Consider the following 15832-nt stretch of genomic DNA (forward strand, 5'->3'; position numbering starts at 1 on the left):
AGCCACCTGGCTGCCGCGCTGCCAGACCAGATCCTGCGGCAGGCAGACCGCCAGCGTGTGCCCGCGCCGCTGCGCCTCGCGCATCATGGCGAAGGTGGTGTCTTTGTAGATCTTGAAGCTTTCCAGCGGATCAGCGATGAACAGGAGTTTCATGGTCTCTCAGGAAAAAGGCGCCCGGGCCAGAAGGACCCGCATGGCGAAAACACGCGGCCGCCCCGAAAGGCATTGCCGCACACTGCATCTGACCGCGTCAGACACTCCCCTTCGGGGAACGCCTGTACTGTTGCACAAATAGCGCCAGGCTGCCGGCGACCACGCCCCAGAACGCAGATCCCACGCCCGCCACCACCACGCCGCTGAGGGTGACCAGGAATGTGATCAATGCCGCCTCGCGGTGGGGCTCGTCGCGCAGCGCGGCGGCCAGGCCATTGCCGATGGTGCCCAGCAGTGCCAGGCCGGCAATGGCAACCACCAGCTCTTTGGGAAATGCCGTCAGCAGGCCCGTGACAACCGCGCCAAAAATGCCAATTGCCACATACAGCAAGCCGCAGGACACCGCCGCCGTGTAGCGCTTGTCGCGGTCCGGGTGGGCTTCCGGCCCCATGCAGATGGCGGCCGTGATCGCGCTGAAATTCAGCGCATAGCCACCAAATGGCGCAAGCACCAGGGTCGCAAGCCCTGTCATGGTGATGAGGCGCGAGACGGGCAGGTCATAGCCCGTGGCGCGGATCACCGCCACGCCCGGCAGGTTTTGCGACGCCATGGTCACAACAAACAAAGGGAGCGCCAGGCTGATGGCTGCAGACAGGGTGAACTGCGGCGCCGTGAACACCGGCATGGCCAGTTCGAAGCGGATGACCGACCAGGACATCTCGCCACGCAGCGCGGCAAAGCCGATGGCCAGTGCCAGCGTGACGACCACCGCATAGCGTGGCAACATGCGGCGCGCCACCAGATAGGTCCCCAGCATCAGCAAGACCAGCGGCAGGGCCGACTGCGCCGCAGCAAAAGCCTGCAGGCCAAACCGCGCCAGCACGCCCGCCAGCAGCGCTGCGGCAATCTCCATGGGGATGCGGTTCATGATGCGCTCGAACCAGCGCGTGACGCCCGCCAGCGTGATCAGCGCTGCACACACCATGAAAGCGCCCACCGCCTCTGCCATGCTGAAGCCCCCGGCCAGCCCGGCGGTGGCCAGCACGGCCGCGCCGGGTGTGGACCAGGCCACCATGACCGGCTTGCGCAGCAGCAGTGACGGCACCAGCGAGCACAGCCCCATGCCCAGCCCCAGGGCCCACATCCACGAGGTGATTTGCGCGGGCGTGGCCTGGAAGGCTTGTGCAGCCTGGAACACGATGGCCACCGAACTCGTGAACCCCACCAGCACCGCGACAAACCCGGCGGTAAAGGCCGACAGGCTCAAGTCTTTGAAGAATTGCATGGCCGCATTCTGGCACTGCACCCGGCCAGGCCGAGCCGGCTGCAGCCCCTGGTGCACGCCTCAATCAGCTATACATTCAATAGCTGCTTGCGCTTTATACATCAGCGCTACCGGCCAAAAACACGCAAAACCGGCTAGATTTCAATCTTGGAGCCCAGCTCGACCACGGCGTTGTTGGGCAGATGCAGAAAGTCGGCAGCGCCGCTGGCGTTGTGGTGCATCTGGGCAAAAAGCTTCTCGCGCCAAGGCGCCATGCCGCTGCCGATGGTGGGGATGATGGTGTCGCGCGACAGGAAATAGCTGGTCGTCATGGGCTCCACATCACAACCGCGCCCGCGCAATTGGCGCAGCGCGCTGGGTATGTCGGGATCGTTCTTGAACCCGTAATGCACCACCACCTGCCAGCAATCATGCCCCAGCGGCTCCACGTTCAGGCGCTTGTCCAGCCCGATCCAGGGCACCTCGTGGTTGTGCACGGTGACAAACAGGTTCTGGCGATGCAGCACCTTGTTGTGCTTGAGGTTGTGCAGCATGGCGTTGGGCACGGCCCCCGGCTCGGCTGTCAAGAACACCGCCGTGCCATCCACGCGGGTGGGCGGGCTCAGGAACACCGACTCGAGAAAACCTTTGAGGTCGATGGCATCGGCGCGCAGCTTCTCGTTGAGCAGGCGACGCCCCTCCTTCCAGGTCATCATCAGCACGAACACGCCACCGCCGATCATCAGCGGGAACCATCCGCCCTGGAACAGCTTGAGCAGATTCGAGGTGAAAAAGGCCAGATCCACCACAAAGAAGCAGCCTGTGGCCGCGATGCACAGCGCCAGCGGATAGCCCCAGCCATAGCGGATGACAAAGAACGTCAGGGTGGTGGTGATCAGCATGTCCAGCGTGACGGCGATGCCATAGGCCGCCGCCAGGTTGCTGGACGAGCGGAACATCACCACCGCCAGCACAATGGCCACGAACAGGCCCCAGTTGACCAGCGGTATGTAGATCTGCCCCGTATCCCGCACGCTGGTGTGCAGGATGTTCAGGCGCGGCAGATACCCGAGCTGGATCACCTGCTTGGTCACGCTGAAGGCGCCCGTGATGAGCGCCTGCGAAGCAATCACCGTGGCCAGCGTGGCCATGACCACCAGCGGCACCAAGGCCCAATCGGGCGCCATCATGAAGAACGGGTTTTTCACCGCCTCGGGTTCGGCCAGCAGCAATGCGCCCTGGCCGAAATAGTTGAGTGTCAGCGCCGGCATGGCCACGCCAAACCAGGCCAGGCGGATGGGGCGCTTGCCGAAATGCCCCAGGTCGGCATACAGCGCCTCGGCCCCGGTCACACACAGCACCACGGCGCCCAGAATGATGAAGCTGATGCCCGGATGCGCCCACATGAACCCCAGCGCGTGGTGCGGGCTCATGGCCCAAAGGATTTCAGGGTGGGTGACGATGTGCGACACGCCCAGCACGGCAATCGTCAAGAACCAGATGAGCGTGACGGGCCCGAAGAACTTGCCGATGCCGCTGGTGCCCCGTTTCTGCACGACAAACAGGCAAAAAAGCACCACCAGCGTGAGCGGAATCACATACTGCTTGAAGTGGGGCGAGACCACCTCCAGCCCCTCCACCGCGGAAAGCACCGAGATGGCCGGGGTGATGACGCCATCACCATAAAACAGCGAGGTGCCGAAGATGCCCACCGCCAGCAGCACCTTGCGCAGCCGGGGCTTGTCTTTCACTGCCTGCGAGGCCAGCGCCAGCATGGCAATGAGCCCGCCCTCGCCATTGTTGTCGGCACGCAGCACCAGCACCACGTATTTGAGGGAGACGATGACCGTCAGGGTCCAGAAGAAGATGGACAGGATGCCGTAGATGTTGTCCGGCGTGAACGGCACATGGCCCGAGCCGAAGACCTCCTTGACCGCATACAGCACGCTGGTGCCGATATCGCCATAGACAACACCGATGGCGCCCAGCGTGAGCGCTGCGAGCGATGATTTGGAGCTTTGCACTGACACCCCCCGCTGCACTGGGCAAGACAGGGTTCCGTAACTTTTGGGAACGCTATTGTGCGCCCGCCCTCGTATTCGTGTATCGGCCCCACGGGTCTTGTTGCAGTGCAACAACTACCCTCTGGCCCCGGCGCCCAAGGCGTGGCATGGGTGGCGCAGTCACCCGGGTCAGTCGTAAATCTCGGCGTCCGGGTTGGTGGCTTCCAGCTCATAGCTGGCGGCCAGCATCGCCAGACGCGCCACCACGCCATACATGTAAAAGCGGTTCGGCGCACTCACGCCAGGGCGCACACCCGGCTGGGGCAGGTGGGTGCTGTGCTCGAAGGCCAGGGGCACGAAGCTGGCGCCCGGGGCGTTGAGGTTCTCGTCCACGCCGCGCTCGGCATGCATGCGATAGAAGCCGCCCACCACATAGCGGTCCATCATGTAGACCACGGGCTCGGCCACGGCCTCATGCACCCGCTCCTGCGTGAGCACCCCTTCCTGGATGATCACATCGCTGACCGGCTGACCATCCTTGATGACGGCCATCTTGTTCTTCGTCTTGCGGTTCAAGGCATCGAGCTCCTTGGCATCGCGCACCGTCATGATGCCCATGCCATAGGTGCCGTTGTTGGCCTTGACGATCACGAACGGTTTTTCGTGGATGCCATATTCCTTGTACTTGCGCCGCACCTTGGCCAACAACGCATCCACGCCGCTTTGCAGCGCATCCATGCCCGTGCCTTCGACAAAGTCCACATCGCCGCACTGGCTGAACATCGGATTGATCAGCCAAGGGTCGATGCCCAGCATCTTGCCAAAACGCTTGGCCACCTCTTCGTAGTTCTTGAAATGCGTGCTCTTCTTGCGCACGCTCCAGCCGGCGTGCAGCGGCGGCAGCAGATACTGCTCGTGGATGTCTTCCAGAATACCGGGCGCCCCGGCAGACAGGTCGTTGTTGAGCAGGATGGTGCAGGGGTCAAAGTCCTTGAGGCCCAGCCGCCCCTTGGTGCGGATCACGGGTTCGAGCATCACCGAGTCGCCATTGGGCAGCTCGATCAACGTGGATTTCTTGATCTCGGGGCTGATGGAGCCCACGCGCACATTCAGGCCCGCCATGTTGAAGATGCGCTGCAGCTGCACCACGTTGGCCAGGTAGAACGTGTTGCGGGTGTGGTTCTCGGGAATGATCAGCAGATTGCGCGCCTCGGGGCAGATCTTCTCGATGGCAGCCATGGCGGCCTGCACGGCCAGCGGCAGCATCTCTTTGGTGAGGTTGTTCCAGCCGCCGGGGAACAGGTTGGTGTCCACCGGCGCGAGCTTGAAGCCGGCATTGCGGATATCGACCGAGGTGTAGAACGGCGGCGTGTGCTCCATCCACTCCAGCCGGAACCAGCGTTCGATGGCGGGCATCGAGTCAAGAATGCGCTGTTCGAGTTCGTTGATCGGCCCCGTGAGGGCCGTGATGAGATGCGGAACCATAGATGCCCTTGGGAAGCGATTGCGGTGGATTGTAGGGATTTGGGGACGGGCCAGGTATTCGCAAGCCGCTGCCGCGGCAGTGCGGATGGCGCCCGCACTAACGGCGCCAGAACGCCGGGGTGAGCAAGGCCATGAAGCTCAGTATTTCCAGCCGTCCCAGCAGCATCGCCAGGGTGCACACCCAGATCTGAAAATCGGTCAGCACCGCAAAGTTGGAGGCGGGCCCAACGGCACCCAGGCCCGGCCCCGCGCAGTTGACACTGGCCAGCACCGCCGAGAACGCGGTCACCGGGTCCAGGTCGGTCAGCAGCAGCACCATGCTCAGCCCGAAGATCGTGGCGCCATACACCAGCATGAAGGCCAGCACAGAGAAGATCACCCGGTTGTCCACCACCGCATCGCCCAGCCGCACGGGCTGCACGGCGCGCGGGTGCACCAGCCGGTTCATTTCGCGGCGCGCCTGCTTGAGCAAGATCAGCATGCGCACCATCTTGATGCCGCAGCCGGTGGAGCCCGCACTGGTGGCCACGCCCGACAGCAACAGCATGAACACCGGCGCAAACACCGGCCAGCCCAGATAATCCACCGTGGCATAGCCGGTGGTCGAGGCCATGGAAACCAGGTTGAACATGCCATGGCGCAGCGCATCCAGCGGCGCATACACGCCCTTCACCCACAGCAATGCAGCCACCAGCAGCCCCCCGCCCACCAGCGTGAACAAGGTCGCACGCAGCTCGGGGTCGTGCCAGAAGCCGTGCCAGTGGCCCTTGCGAATCGCCACGAAATACAGCGCAAAGTTGCAGCTGGCCACCAGCATGAAGACGATGCAGATGGCTTCGAGCAGCGGCGACTGGAAATACCCGAAGCTCTGGTCATGCGGCGACAGCCCGCCCAGGCTGACGGTAGAGAACATGTGCATCAGCGCATCCAGCGGCGCCATGCCCGCCGCCCAGTAGGCCAGGCCGCACAGGGTGGAAAACAGGGCATACACGCCCCACAGCCCTTTGGCCGTGCCAGTCATGCGCGGCGTGAGCTTGGTGTCTTTGAGCGGCCCGGCCGCCTCGGCCTTGAAAAGCTGGCTGCCACCCACCCCGAGCAGCGGCAACACCGCCACCGCCAGGATCAGAATGCCCATGCCGCCCATCCACTGCAAGAAGGTGCGCCACACATTCACCGAAACGGGCAAGCTGTCCAGGCCGGTCAGCACCGTGGAGCCCGTAGTGGTCAGGCCTGACACCGCCTCGAAGTACGCGTGCGTGAACGACATGGGCCGCCCGACGTGGTGCCCCGCCAGCATTAGCGGCACGGCGGCAGCCAACGGCAGCAGCATCCACACCAGCGAGACCAGCATCACGCCGTGGCGCGGCTGCAGCTCCTGCCGGAACAGGCGCAGGCGCCACCACAGCCAGGCGCCCGCCAGCAGCGATCCCGCCATGGCCAGCGGGTACACATGCCACACCCCGTCACCGGTCCAGAGCGAGACCGCCAGCGGCAGCCCCATGGACAGCGAAAAGATCATGACCAGGATGCCCAGCACCCGCAGCACGGGAAACATGTCCACCATGGTTTCTTGCCAGCCTGGTTGGTTCAGAAGAACGTGGCACTCACGCGGAAGAGCTTTTCCACGTCGCGCACCAGCCGCTTGTGGGGCAGGAAGAACACCACATGGTCGTTGCTCTCCAGCACCGTGCTGCTGCGCGGAATGATCACCTGCGGCTCGCGCAGGTCATCGGGCGAGACCTCGTGCGCAACCAGCGAATCCGGCAGGCCGCGCACGATGAGGCCGATGTGCACGTCGCGCGGCAGGGCCAGCTCGCTGACCTTGCGGCCCACCACGCGCGAGGTCTTGCGGTCCCCGCGCACCACGATCTCCAGCGCCTCGGCCACGCCCCGGCGCAGGCTGTGCACGGCCTGCACATCGCCCTGGCGCACGTAGGCCAGCAGCTCGCCCAGCATGGCCTGCGCGGGCGACAGGGCAATGTCGATCTGCGTGCCATGCATCAGGTCGGCATAGCTGCGCCGGTTGATGAGCGCCAGCACGCGGCGCGCGCCCATGCGCTTGGCCAGCAGGCAGGACATGATGTTGTCCTCGTCGTCGTCGGTGAGGGCCAGAAAGAGATCGATTTCGTCGATGCTCTCATCCCCGAGCAGGTTTTCATCGGTGGTGTCGCCCTGCAGCACCAACGTGTCGGACGGCAGGCGCGAGGCCAGCTCGATGCAGCGCGCGCTGTCATCCTCGATGATCTTCACCAGATAGCGCCCAGCCTCCTTGCCCAGCTCCAGCGCCAGGTGCAGGCCCACACGGCCCCCCCCGGCGATCATGATGCGGCGCACCGGCCGCACCGGTGTGGCATCCCGACGGTGCAAGGTGGCCAGCACATGGGCGATGTGCTCGCGCGCGGCCAGCACAAAAACCTCGTCGCCGGGCTCGATGCGGGTTTCGCCGGCACAGGCCACGAAACGATCGGGCTCTTCCGGAAAGCGGCGGTAAATGGCCACCAGGCGCACGGCCACCTCCGGGGTGCTGTTGCGCATCTCGGCCACGGTGTGCCCCACCATGGGCGCGCCGGCACGCGCCCGCACCGACACCAGGCAGGCCCGCCCACCGGCAAACTCGCGCACCTGCATGGCCTCGGGGTACTCGATGAGCTTGCCGATGTAGCGCGTGAGGGATTGTTCGGGGCAGATGATGCGGTCCACTGCAAAGCCCTCGGGGCCCGTGAGCAGCGGATCGGCCTGAAACCCCATGGAGCGCACGCGCGCGATGCGCTTGGGGATGTTGAACAGCAGCTGCGCCACTTTGCAGCACACCAGGTTGGTCTCGTCCTGCGCGGCGCAGGCGATCAACAGGTCGGTGTCCTTGGCGCCCGCCTCGGCCAGCACGGCCGGGTCAATGCCGTCGCCCACCACGCCGCGCAGGTCAAAGCGCGACTCCAGATCACGCAGGCGCTCGGCATCGGTGTCGATGACGGTGATGTCGTTGCGCTCCGACACCAGGCTGTCGGCCACGCTCTGGCCCACGCGGCCCGCTCCGAGGATGATGATTTTCATGTGGTATCGGCCTTCAGCGCAATACTGTCAAGCGCTACCAGCTATGAAATAAGGAGCAAATCAGTTCCGCACCTCACCCTCGCCCAGCACCACGTACTTGAGCGAGGTGAGCCCTTCCAGCCCCACGGGCCCGCGCGCGTGGAACTTGTCGGTGCTGATGCCGATTTCGGCCCCCAGGCCAAACTCGAAGCCGTCGGCAAAGCGCGTGCTGGCGTTCACCATCACGCTGGCCGAATCCACCTCGCGCAAAAAGCGCTGGGCGTGCACATGGTTGGTCGTGAGGATGGCGTCGGTGTGGTGGCTTGAATAGTGGTTGATGTGGGCAATGGCTTCGTCCACACCCGCCACCACCTTCACGCTGATGATGGGCGCGAGGTATTCCTCAGACCAGTCCTGCTCGGTCGCCGCGGCAAGCTTTGCGCCGGGCACGCTGGCCAAAATGGCCATGGCTTCGGGGCAACCGCGCATTTCCACGCCCTTGGCGGCATACACGGCGCCGATCTGGGGCAGAAACTCGGCCGCCACACCGCGCGCCACCAGCAGGCCTTCGCTGGCGTTGCAGGGGCTGTATTTGCTGGTCTTGGCGTTGTCGGCCACCTTCACTGCCATCGCGATGTCGCAGGGATCGTCCACATAGGTGTGGCAGTTGCCATCGAGGTGCTTGATGACGGGCACCTTGGCGTCGCGGCTGATGCGCTCGATCAGGCCCTTGCCGCCGCGCGGAATGATCACATCCACAAACTGCGGCATGGTGATGAGCTGGCCCACGGCCTCGCGGTCGGTGGTCTGCACGAGTTGCACGGCATCCTCGGGCAGACCGGCTTCGGCCAGCGCCTGCTGCACGATTTTGGCCAGCGCCTTGTTGGAATCAATGGCCTCGGAGCCGCCACGCAGGATGCAGGCATTGCCGCTCTTGATGCTAAGGCTGGCCGCCTCGATGGTCACGTTGGGGCGGCTCTCGTAGATCATGCCGAACACGCCAATGGGCACGCGCATCTGGCCCACGCGGATGCCACTGGGCTGCTGCTTCATGCCCGTGATCTCGCCAATGATGTCGGGCATGGCGGCGAGCTGCTCGCAGCCCTGGGCACAGGTTTCCAGCACCTTGGGGCTGAGCTGGAGGCGGTCCACCATGGGTTCGGACAGGCCCGCGGCGCGGGCGCGCGCCAGATCGCGGGCATTGTCGGTCTGCAGGGCTGCGGTGTTGTCGCGCAGCAGCCGCGCCAGGGCCTTGAGCGCTTTGTTTTTAATAGCTGCTGGCGCTTTAGCCATAAGGGCTGAAGCCACTTTTGCCTGTAAACCGAGGGCGTGGGTGTATTCGGTGACGTTGAGGGCGTTCATACGAGGATTTTGCCGCAGATACCTCGCTGCCGCTGCCACGCCTCAATCCCCTGGGCCATACCGCAGCTGCCATGCATGGCGAAAGGCGGCTCAGCCGACTACGGCTTCAGGTGGATTTGTCCGACAGGGGCGTGCGGCCGCCGCGCCTAGCATGGGGGCTTCCCCCACCCTTCGGAGCCCACCATGAGCGTCGCCAAAGTCATTGAAGTCAGTGCCACCAGCAAGACCAGTTTCGAGGATGCCATCAACCAGGGCATTGCCCGCGCCTGCGACACCATCGCCAACGTGCGTGGCGCCTGGATCAAGGAACAGAAGGTGTCCATCGAGGGCGGCCGCATCACCGGGTACCGGGTGAACATGCAGGTCACCTTTGTGCTCGACGAAAAATAAGCACCCCGAACCGCTATCAGCCGAGCGCCAGTTCCGCTGGTGCCTGTCTTAGCCGCGCTGCGGCACGCCCGCGCACACGCGACCCAGCTGCAGCGCCAGGCGCTGCAACGCCTGCCATGGGTCGGTGGGCCAATCGGGCACCTTGAGCCCCTTGACGATGCCGTCGACCAGATGGGCCGATTGCAGCAGGCGGTTGGCGCTGGCGTTGGTCAGGCGCGGCAGGATGCGTTCGTACAGGCGTTCCTTGGCGCCCCAGACGCGGTTCTCGCGCAGCGCCATGGGCAGCGGGCGGCCGGCGCTCATGGCGTCTTTGACGCGTTTGAGGGCGCGAATGTCTTCGGCCAGCGCCCAATGCACCAGCACGGCGGCCTCGCCCTCGGCCTGCAGGCCATCGAGCATGCGCTGCACGCGCGCGATCTGGCCTGCCAGCACCGCCTCGGACAGTTTGAACACGTCGTAACGCGCCACGTTGAGCACAGCGGCCTCCACCTGCTCCAACGTCAACTCGCCCGTGATGCTCGCGTCTCCTTCCTTGACCGGATGCAGCAGGGCCAGCTTCTGGATCTCCTGGTGCGCGGCCAGCAGATTGCCCTCGACCCGGTCGGCAAAAAACTGCAGCGTGCGCTGGCCTTCCTCGCCCGCCACCACGCGCTGGCCTTGGGCTGCCAGGCGCTGGGCAATCCACTGCGGCAGTTGCGCGCGTTCGATGGGGTCGATCTGGATGGAGGTGCCGGTGGCTTCGAGCGACGCAAACCATGCACCGGTGCGGGTGGCCTTGTCCAGGCGCGGCAGCATCACCAGCGTGAGCGTGCTGTCGTTGCCCCGGGCCGATTCGGCCACCTGCTGCAGAGCCACACTGCCGTCCTTGCCGGGCTTGCCCGAGGGGATGCGGATCTCGACGATCTGCTTGTCGGCAAACAGGCTCAGGCTGCCGCCCGCCGCCAGTACCGCGCTCCAGTCAAAGTGCGCGCCCGCCACGGTGTAAGAGTTGCGCTCGGTATAGCCCTGTGCACGGGCCGCGGCGCGAATCGCATCGGCCGCCTCCTGTTGCAGCAGCGGCTCGTCGCCGTGCAGGACATACAGCGGCGAAAGGCCCCGTTGAAGATGCTGAGAGAGTTGGGCCAGGGCGACTTGCATCGGCAAAGTGTAGCGCGTGGCTTGCACGAAAGGACGCCAAAGCAAGGGTTAACACGAAGATCAGGGTGCACCATGTGCACCCTGATCTTCGAAAAGATTGATGCCCATCAAAGCGCTCCCTAACATCCGCCCAACTTCTTGATGCAGGAAAAACCCATGAACGCCAGACTGCCCCCCCACACCATCACCAAGATGGTCGATGAACAAGCCCATGAGTTCCGCGTGGCCACCGCGGCCTACCGCGGCCCTGAGGTTTTCGCGCAGGAAATGGAACAGATCTTCTACAAGACCTGGATCTACTTGTGCCACGAAAGCGAGATTGCGAAGCCGGGTGATTTCAAATCCACCCAGATCGGCACCCGCCCCGTGATCGTGACGCGTGGTCGCGAAGGAGGCATCCACGCCCTCCTGAACGCCTGCACCCACCGGGGCGCCACCATCTGCCGCGAGGAAAAAGGCAACACCCGGGCGTTTGTGTGCCCCTACCACGGCTGGTCCTTTCGCACCTCGGGCGAATTGATCGGCATTCCGGACGATGCCCGCTACCCGGAAGGCTTCAACAAGTCCGACAAAAACCTCAAGTCGGTGCCCCGGGTTGCCGCCTACGGCGGGCTGGTGTTCGGCTCTTTCAATCCCGACGTCGAGCCCCTGGAAACTTTCCTGGGCGGTGCCAAGCAGCACATCGACCTCTGGCTCAAGCGCACCGCAGGCAGCACTTACCGGGTCGCCACCTCGCACAAGTACGGATTCGACGGCAACTGGAAATTCCAGGCCGAAAACGTCTATGACGGTTACCACCCGGGATTTGTGCACCGTTCCGCGTTCAACACCGTGCGCAAGTTCGAAGGCTCCTTCGAGAACCGTGAACTCCATGCCGCCGTGCGCCAGCAGGGCTACACCCGGGGCTACCCCGAAGGCCACGGCACGCTGGAAGCCGGCGCACCACTGGAATCGGGGGGCATCGACCCCGCCGTGCGCGACGCCTACAACACCCAGCTGAAAACGCTGTACGGCGAAGACGGCGCCGCCGAGGTGCTGACCAACCGCCAGTTCCTGATCTTTCCCAACCTGACGATCTTCGACTTCAACATCCGCGTGATCCAGCCCATTGCGCATGACCGCACCGAGGTCTACTCCTACCCGCTGATGATCGACGGCGCCCACGACGAGATCAACGCCAACCGCATGCTCGACGCCCAGACGCGGGTGGGCACAGCCGGAATTCTGTCCGCCGACGACATCGATGTGTTTGCCGGTGGCCAGAACGCCCTCAGAACCGAAGCCTTTGAATGGATCACCCTGAGCCGCGGCCTGGGCAAGGAAGAGGTGAAACCCGACGGCGAACGCGTCGGCGTCTACAGCGACGAAGCCCCGCAGCGCGCCTTCTGGCGCAAATGGCGCGCCCTGATGGCTGCAGCCGCCTGACCCCCTCGGATTCGCGAAAGAAACCCCATGATCCATCCCGTACAGAAACTCATCCTGCGTGAAGCCCAGTTGCTGGACGACATGCAGCTCGACGACTGGCTGGCGCTCTACACCGACGATGCCACCTACTGGGTGCCCATCGACGAAACCGCCGACCCCCTCAAGGAATCCTCGATCATCTACGACAACCGCCTGCGCCTGGCGATGCGGGTGGAACAGATCATGCGGCAAAACCGCGTAGCCCAGAACCCGGGCTCCAACACCTTGCGTATGGTGTCCAACATCGACATCGAGGACATCGACGCACAGACCGCCAGCGCCCGGTTCGCCCTGCTGCTGACCGAGGTGCGCTCCGGCGACTGGCGCCAGAAGGGTCTGGGCGAGACCCGCCTCTTTCCAGGCCACTGCAAGCTCGTCTGCAAGAAAGTGGGCGACACCTGGAAGATCCAGCAAAAGACCATCGTCCTGCTGAGCCGCAAACAACCCATCGTCGGCCTGTCGTTCCTGCTCTGAAACGACCACGCCCCCCTTCATCAATGGCTTTTTATATGCAACAGACACGAAGAACATGGCTTGCCGCTTTTTCCGCATTGACCCTGGCCTTGGGCTTGTCGGCTCACGCACAACAGCCGCGCTATCCAGACAAACCCCTCAAGCTGGTTGTACCGTTCTCGGCGGGTGGCGCGACCGACGTGGTTGCCAGAGCGGTCGCTGAAAAGCTCGGCACCCGTTTGGGCCAAAACATGGTTGTGGAAAACCGTGTCGGCGCGGGCGGCAATATCGCCTACGAACATGTGGCCAAGAGCCCTGCGGATGGATACACCTTGCTGTTTGCCTCCACGGGCCTCGCGACCAACGCCACCCTCTATAAAAAGCTGAATTACGACGCGCTGAAAGACTTTGCCCCGATCAGCCTGGTGGCACGCAGCCCCCATGTGCTGGTGGTGCATCCGTCCGTGCCAGCGAACTCGGTGCTTGAACTGATCGCACTGGGGAAAAAGCAGCCCCTCAGCTTTGGTTCGTCTGGCAACGGAACCATATTGCATCTGGCAGGCGAAATGATGAAAACCATGACAGGTGCTCAGTTGCAGCATGTGCCCTACCGAGGGGGTACGCAGGTTCTCACCGACCTCATGGCAGGCACGGTACAGCTGGCCTTCTTAGACATGTCCATTGCGACACCCCAGATTCATGCGGGGAAGTTGCGGGCACTGGCCACGACGGGCAAAGAACGGACACCCAAGCTGCCGGATTTACCCACCATGAACGAAGCGGGCATCCTTGGCTATGCCATCGATGTCTGGTTTGGCATGTTGGCTCCCGCAGGCACACCACAGCCAGTCGTCGAACGATTGAACAAGGAGTTGCAACAAGTGCTCGTGGAACCCGAAATCAAGCAACGCATGCGCGATATCGGCCAGGAGCTGCAGGCCAGTTCTTCCCAGGATTTCAGCCGATTCGTCCGCACAGAATTGCAGCGCATGGGAGACATCGTGCGCGCCTCGAACGCCACCATTGACTGAACGAATCAACATCATGCTCAAAGTATCTAAGCGTCAATTTGTCTTGTGCTCGACCGCCGCGCTGTGCGCAACGGCCATATTGCCTGTCGCCGCCCAGTCCAGTTTCCCGGACCGCGCCGTCAAGATCGTCGTCCCATTTGCGCCTGGCGGCTCGTCGGACAGTGCCACACGCATTCTGGCCGAGCAGCTTTCGACCAAGTGGAAGCAATCGGTCGTCGTCGAAAACAAGCCCGGCGCCAATGGCAGCATCGGCGCCGCCCAGGTGGTGCGCGCTGCGCCCGATGGCACCACCTTGCTGCTGGCGCCGGTCTCGATCGGCTCGGTGAACCTGTTTCTCAAAAACCCCGGTTTCGATCCGCTGACCGACCTGGTTCCGGTGACGCAGATCGCAGAAGGCGACTATGTGCTGTCGGTGCGCAACGACGTGCCTGCCAAGACCATGGCCGAATTCGGCACCTACGCGCGCAACAACCCAGGCAAGGTCTTTGACGGCACCTTCGGCGGTGGCTCCATGCTGGCCTTCCAGCAGTTTGCGGACCAGATGAAGTTCCAGCGCCAGAGCGTCAGCTACCGGGGCGAAGCTCTGGCCTTGAACGCGCTGATGGCCGGAGAAGTGCATGCGGTACTCTCGACACTGACGGCTGCGCGCCCCTTTATCGACAGCGGCCGTATCAAGGCGCTGGGCATCCCGTCCAAGCTGCGCTCGCCGATCGCCCCGAATATTGCGGCCGCCGACGAAAGTGGCGCCAAGGGCTTTTACGTGAACTTCTGGTTCGGCCTGATGGCGCCCAAGGGAACGCCCGACGAGGTACGCAAGAAAATCAATGCCGATGTGGCCGAGGTCCTGGCGCAGGCCCAGGTCAAGGGCCGGCTCTACAGCATGGGGTTGATCGCCAAGCCCTCGAGTGCAGAGGCCTTCGGCAAGCTGGTGCAATTTGAAAGCACCCGCTGGCTGGAAACGGCCCAGCGCGCCGGCATCCAGCCGCAATAAGGCGAAGGGGAACCCTATGTTGGCCTTGAACAAAATCCGGCCCGGCGTCAACGGGCTGGCCGTGATCGAGCGCGAGGTGCGCGAACCTGGCCCGGGCGAGATGCTGGTGCGGGTGCATGCGGCAGGCGTCTGCGGCACGGACATGCAGCTCTACCACGGTGCAGGCGCTTTCGCGCAGCGCCTGAAGCTCCCCACCACGCTGGGACATGAGATGTGCGGCACCGTCATTGCCCTGGGGCCGGAGGCGGCGACGCCGCAGGGCGCGGGGCGGGTCAAGGTAGGTGACCTGGTGAGCCTGGAAAGCCATATTCCGTGCTGGAACTGCAACGCCTGCCGCACCGGCCGGGCCCATGTGTGCCCGAACACCCGCTACCCGGGGATCGACATCGACGGCTGTTTTGCCCAATACATCACGGTTCCAACCTCGATTGCATGGGTCAACCCACCCGGCACCGCGCCGAAGTTGGCGGCGTTGCTGGAGCCCCTGGGCATTGCGGTGCATGCCACGCTGGAGGGCCGCGGGGTGTCGGGCCAGACGGTGGTCGTCAACGGCTGCGGCCCGATCGGGCTGATGAACGTGGCCGTGGCCCGGCATTTCGGAGCGCGGCGCGTGATCGCCATCGACCCCAACGCCAAACGCCGCAAGATGGCGCTGCAGATGGGTGCAGACGAAGCCCTGGACCCGACTGCGGCACCACCCGTGCAGACAGTGCGCGATCTCACCCACGGCGAGCTGGCCGGTGTGGTCTTTGAATACACCGGCAGTCCTGATGGCGTACGCAACACCTTCGCCATGGTTGGCGCGCTGGGTGACGTGCGCTGGTGCGCCACGCCTGGCCAGCCCATGGACTTTGACTTTGGTGCCTGGCGCAAGAGCCGCCCGACGATCTACAACATCCACGGCCGCCGCCTGTGGGACACCTGGGACGTGGCTGCGCCCCTGGTCTATGAAAACCACATCGACCTGCAGCCGATCGCCAGCCACGAAATCCCGCTGGCGGACAGTCCCCGCGCTTTCGCACTGATTCTGGCAGGCGAAGCCATCAAACCCCTGATCCTTTGCGAGTGA

Annotated in this window: 14 protein-coding genes (1 of these 14 running past the window's edge); 6 read left to right on the plus strand and 8 right to left on the minus strand. The window is 64.0% G+C overall.

Annotated elements, in window-relative coordinates; all coding sequences use genetic code 11:
• The 7 genes from gshB to CBP34_RS18210 all read right to left on the minus strand — a co-directional run.
• Positions 1-153 carry the beginning of a glutathione synthase gene (gene gshB, locus CBP34_RS18180; RefSeq protein ID WP_086928361.1) on the minus strand. It extends 801 nt beyond the left edge of the window, so 153 of the gene's 954 nt are visible here — the first part of the coding sequence; its start codon is at positions 151-153; its stop codon lies beyond the left edge, outside the window.
• A 97-nt stretch (positions 154-250) separates the two neighbouring features.
• Positions 251-1438, minus strand: coding sequence for a benzoate/H(+) symporter BenE family transporter (locus tag CBP34_RS18185; protein WP_094099262.1), 1188 nt, complete (start codon positions 1436-1438; stop codon positions 251-253).
• 134 nt (positions 1439-1572) lie between these two features.
• The gene (locus CBP34_RS18190) at positions 1573-3441 is read right to left on the minus strand and encodes a potassium transporter Kup (RefSeq protein WP_086928363.1); all 1869 of its coding nucleotides are present in this window, start codon (positions 3439-3441) and stop codon (positions 1573-1575) included.
• A gap of 168 nt (positions 3442-3609) precedes the next feature.
• On the minus strand, positions 3610-4905 hold the full coding sequence (gene gshA, locus CBP34_RS18195) for a glutamate--cysteine ligase (RefSeq protein WP_086913652.1): 1296 nt from the start codon (positions 4903-4905) through the stop codon (positions 3610-3612).
• A gap of 97 nt (positions 4906-5002) precedes the next feature.
• Complete coding sequence (locus tag CBP34_RS18200) at positions 5003-6469, minus strand: TrkH family potassium uptake protein (RefSeq protein WP_086928364.1); 1467 nt, start codon at positions 6467-6469, stop codon at positions 5003-5005.
• 23 nt (positions 6470-6492) lie between these two features.
• The gene (gene trkA / locus CBP34_RS18205) at positions 6493-7956 is read right to left on the minus strand and encodes a Trk system potassium transporter TrkA (protein WP_094098841.1); all 1464 of its coding nucleotides are present in this window, start codon (positions 7954-7956) and stop codon (positions 6493-6495) included.
• A 60-nt stretch (positions 7957-8016) separates the two neighbouring features.
• Positions 8017-9297: a glutamate-5-semialdehyde dehydrogenase gene (locus CBP34_RS18210; protein ID WP_094098842.1), complete on the minus strand. Its 1281-nt coding sequence runs from the start codon at positions 9295-9297 to the stop codon at positions 8017-8019.
• A 183-nt stretch (positions 9298-9480) separates the two neighbouring features.
• Between CBP34_RS18210 and CBP34_RS18215 the strand changes: the two genes are divergently transcribed.
• Positions 9481-9687: a dodecin family protein gene (locus CBP34_RS18215; protein WP_086913656.1), complete on the plus strand. Its 207-nt coding sequence runs from the start codon at positions 9481-9483 to the stop codon at positions 9685-9687.
• Positions 9688-9735: 48 nt separating this feature from the next.
• On the opposite strand, the gene holA is transcribed toward CBP34_RS18215, so the two are convergent.
• The gene (holA, locus tag CBP34_RS18220; RefSeq protein ID WP_094098843.1) at positions 9736-10824 is read right to left on the minus strand and encodes a DNA polymerase III subunit delta; all 1089 of its coding nucleotides are present in this window, start codon (positions 10822-10824) and stop codon (positions 9736-9738) included.
• Between the two features lie 156 nt (positions 10825-10980).
• On the opposite strand from holA, the gene CBP34_RS18225 reads away from it, so the two are divergent.
• Genes CBP34_RS18225 through CBP34_RS18245 form a run of 5 tightly spaced genes read left to right on the plus strand, consistent with a single transcriptional unit; the run spans position 10981 to position 15832 of the window.
• Positions 10981-12249 (plus strand): aromatic ring-hydroxylating oxygenase subunit alpha, encoded by a 1269-nt coding sequence (locus CBP34_RS18225; protein WP_162290880.1) that lies wholly within the window; start codon positions 10981-10983, stop codon positions 12247-12249.
• Between the two features lie 27 nt (positions 12250-12276).
• Complete coding sequence (locus CBP34_RS18230; RefSeq protein ID WP_086928369.1) at positions 12277-12762, plus strand: aromatic-ring-hydroxylating dioxygenase subunit beta; 486 nt, start codon at positions 12277-12279, stop codon at positions 12760-12762.
• Between the two features lie 35 nt (positions 12763-12797).
• Positions 12798-13772 carry a Bug family tripartite tricarboxylate transporter substrate binding protein gene (locus CBP34_RS18235; protein ID WP_086928370.1) on the plus strand — a complete coding sequence of 325 codons (975 nt, stop codon included), beginning with the start codon at positions 12798-12800 and terminating at the stop codon, positions 13770-13772.
• 13 nt (positions 13773-13785) lie between these two features.
• Positions 13786-14763, plus strand: a complete 978-nt coding sequence (locus CBP34_RS18240; protein WP_086928371.1) for a Bug family tripartite tricarboxylate transporter substrate binding protein — start codon at positions 13786-13788, stop codon at positions 14761-14763.
• Positions 14764-14779: 16 nt separating this feature from the next.
• Positions 14780-15832: an alcohol dehydrogenase catalytic domain-containing protein gene (locus CBP34_RS18245; protein ID WP_094098844.1), complete on the plus strand. Its 1053-nt coding sequence runs from the start codon at positions 14780-14782 to the stop codon at positions 15830-15832.

This window comes from Acidovorax carolinensis (assembly GCF_002157145.1).
GTDB classification, from domain to species: domain Bacteria; phylum Pseudomonadota; class Gammaproteobacteria; order Burkholderiales; family Burkholderiaceae_C; genus Acidovorax; species Acidovorax carolinensis.

Coding starts and splice junctions, on each gene's coding strand:
- CBP34_RS18185 (WP_094099262.1), bottom strand. CDS start 1,438: ATGCAATTCTTCAAAGACTTGAGCCTGTCGGCCTTTACCGCCGGGTTT.
- gshA (WP_086913652.1), bottom strand. CDS start 4,905: ATGGTTCCGCATCTCATCACGGCCCTCACGGGGCCGATCAACGAACTC.
- CBP34_RS18200 (WP_086928364.1), bottom strand. CDS start 6,469: ATGGTGGACATGTTTCCCGTGCTGCGGGTGCTGGGCATCCTGGTCATG.
- trkA (WP_094098841.1), bottom strand. CDS start 7,956: ATGAAAATCATCATCCTCGGAGCGGGCCGCGTGGGCCAGAGCGTGGCC.
- CBP34_RS18210 (WP_094098842.1), bottom strand. CDS start 9,297: ATGAACGCCCTCAACGTCACCGAATACACCCACGCCCTCGGTTTACAG.
- CBP34_RS18215 (WP_086913656.1), top strand. CDS start 9,481: ATGAGCGTCGCCAAAGTCATTGAAGTCAGTGCCACCAGCAAGACCAGT.
- holA (WP_094098843.1), bottom strand. CDS start 10,824: ATGCAAGTCGCCCTGGCCCAACTCTCTCAGCATCTTCAACGGGGCCTT.
- CBP34_RS18225 (WP_162290880.1), top strand. CDS start 10,981: ATGAACGCCAGACTGCCCCCCCACACCATCACCAAGATGGTCGATGAA.
- CBP34_RS18230 (WP_086928369.1), top strand. CDS start 12,277: ATGATCCATCCCGTACAGAAACTCATCCTGCGTGAAGCCCAGTTGCTG.
- CBP34_RS18235 (WP_086928370.1), top strand. CDS start 12,798: ATGCAACAGACACGAAGAACATGGCTTGCCGCTTTTTCCGCATTGACC.
- CBP34_RS18240 (WP_086928371.1), top strand. CDS start 13,786: ATGCTCAAAGTATCTAAGCGTCAATTTGTCTTGTGCTCGACCGCCGCG.
- CBP34_RS18245 (WP_094098844.1), top strand. CDS start 14,780: ATGTTGGCCTTGAACAAAATCCGGCCCGGCGTCAACGGGCTGGCCGTG.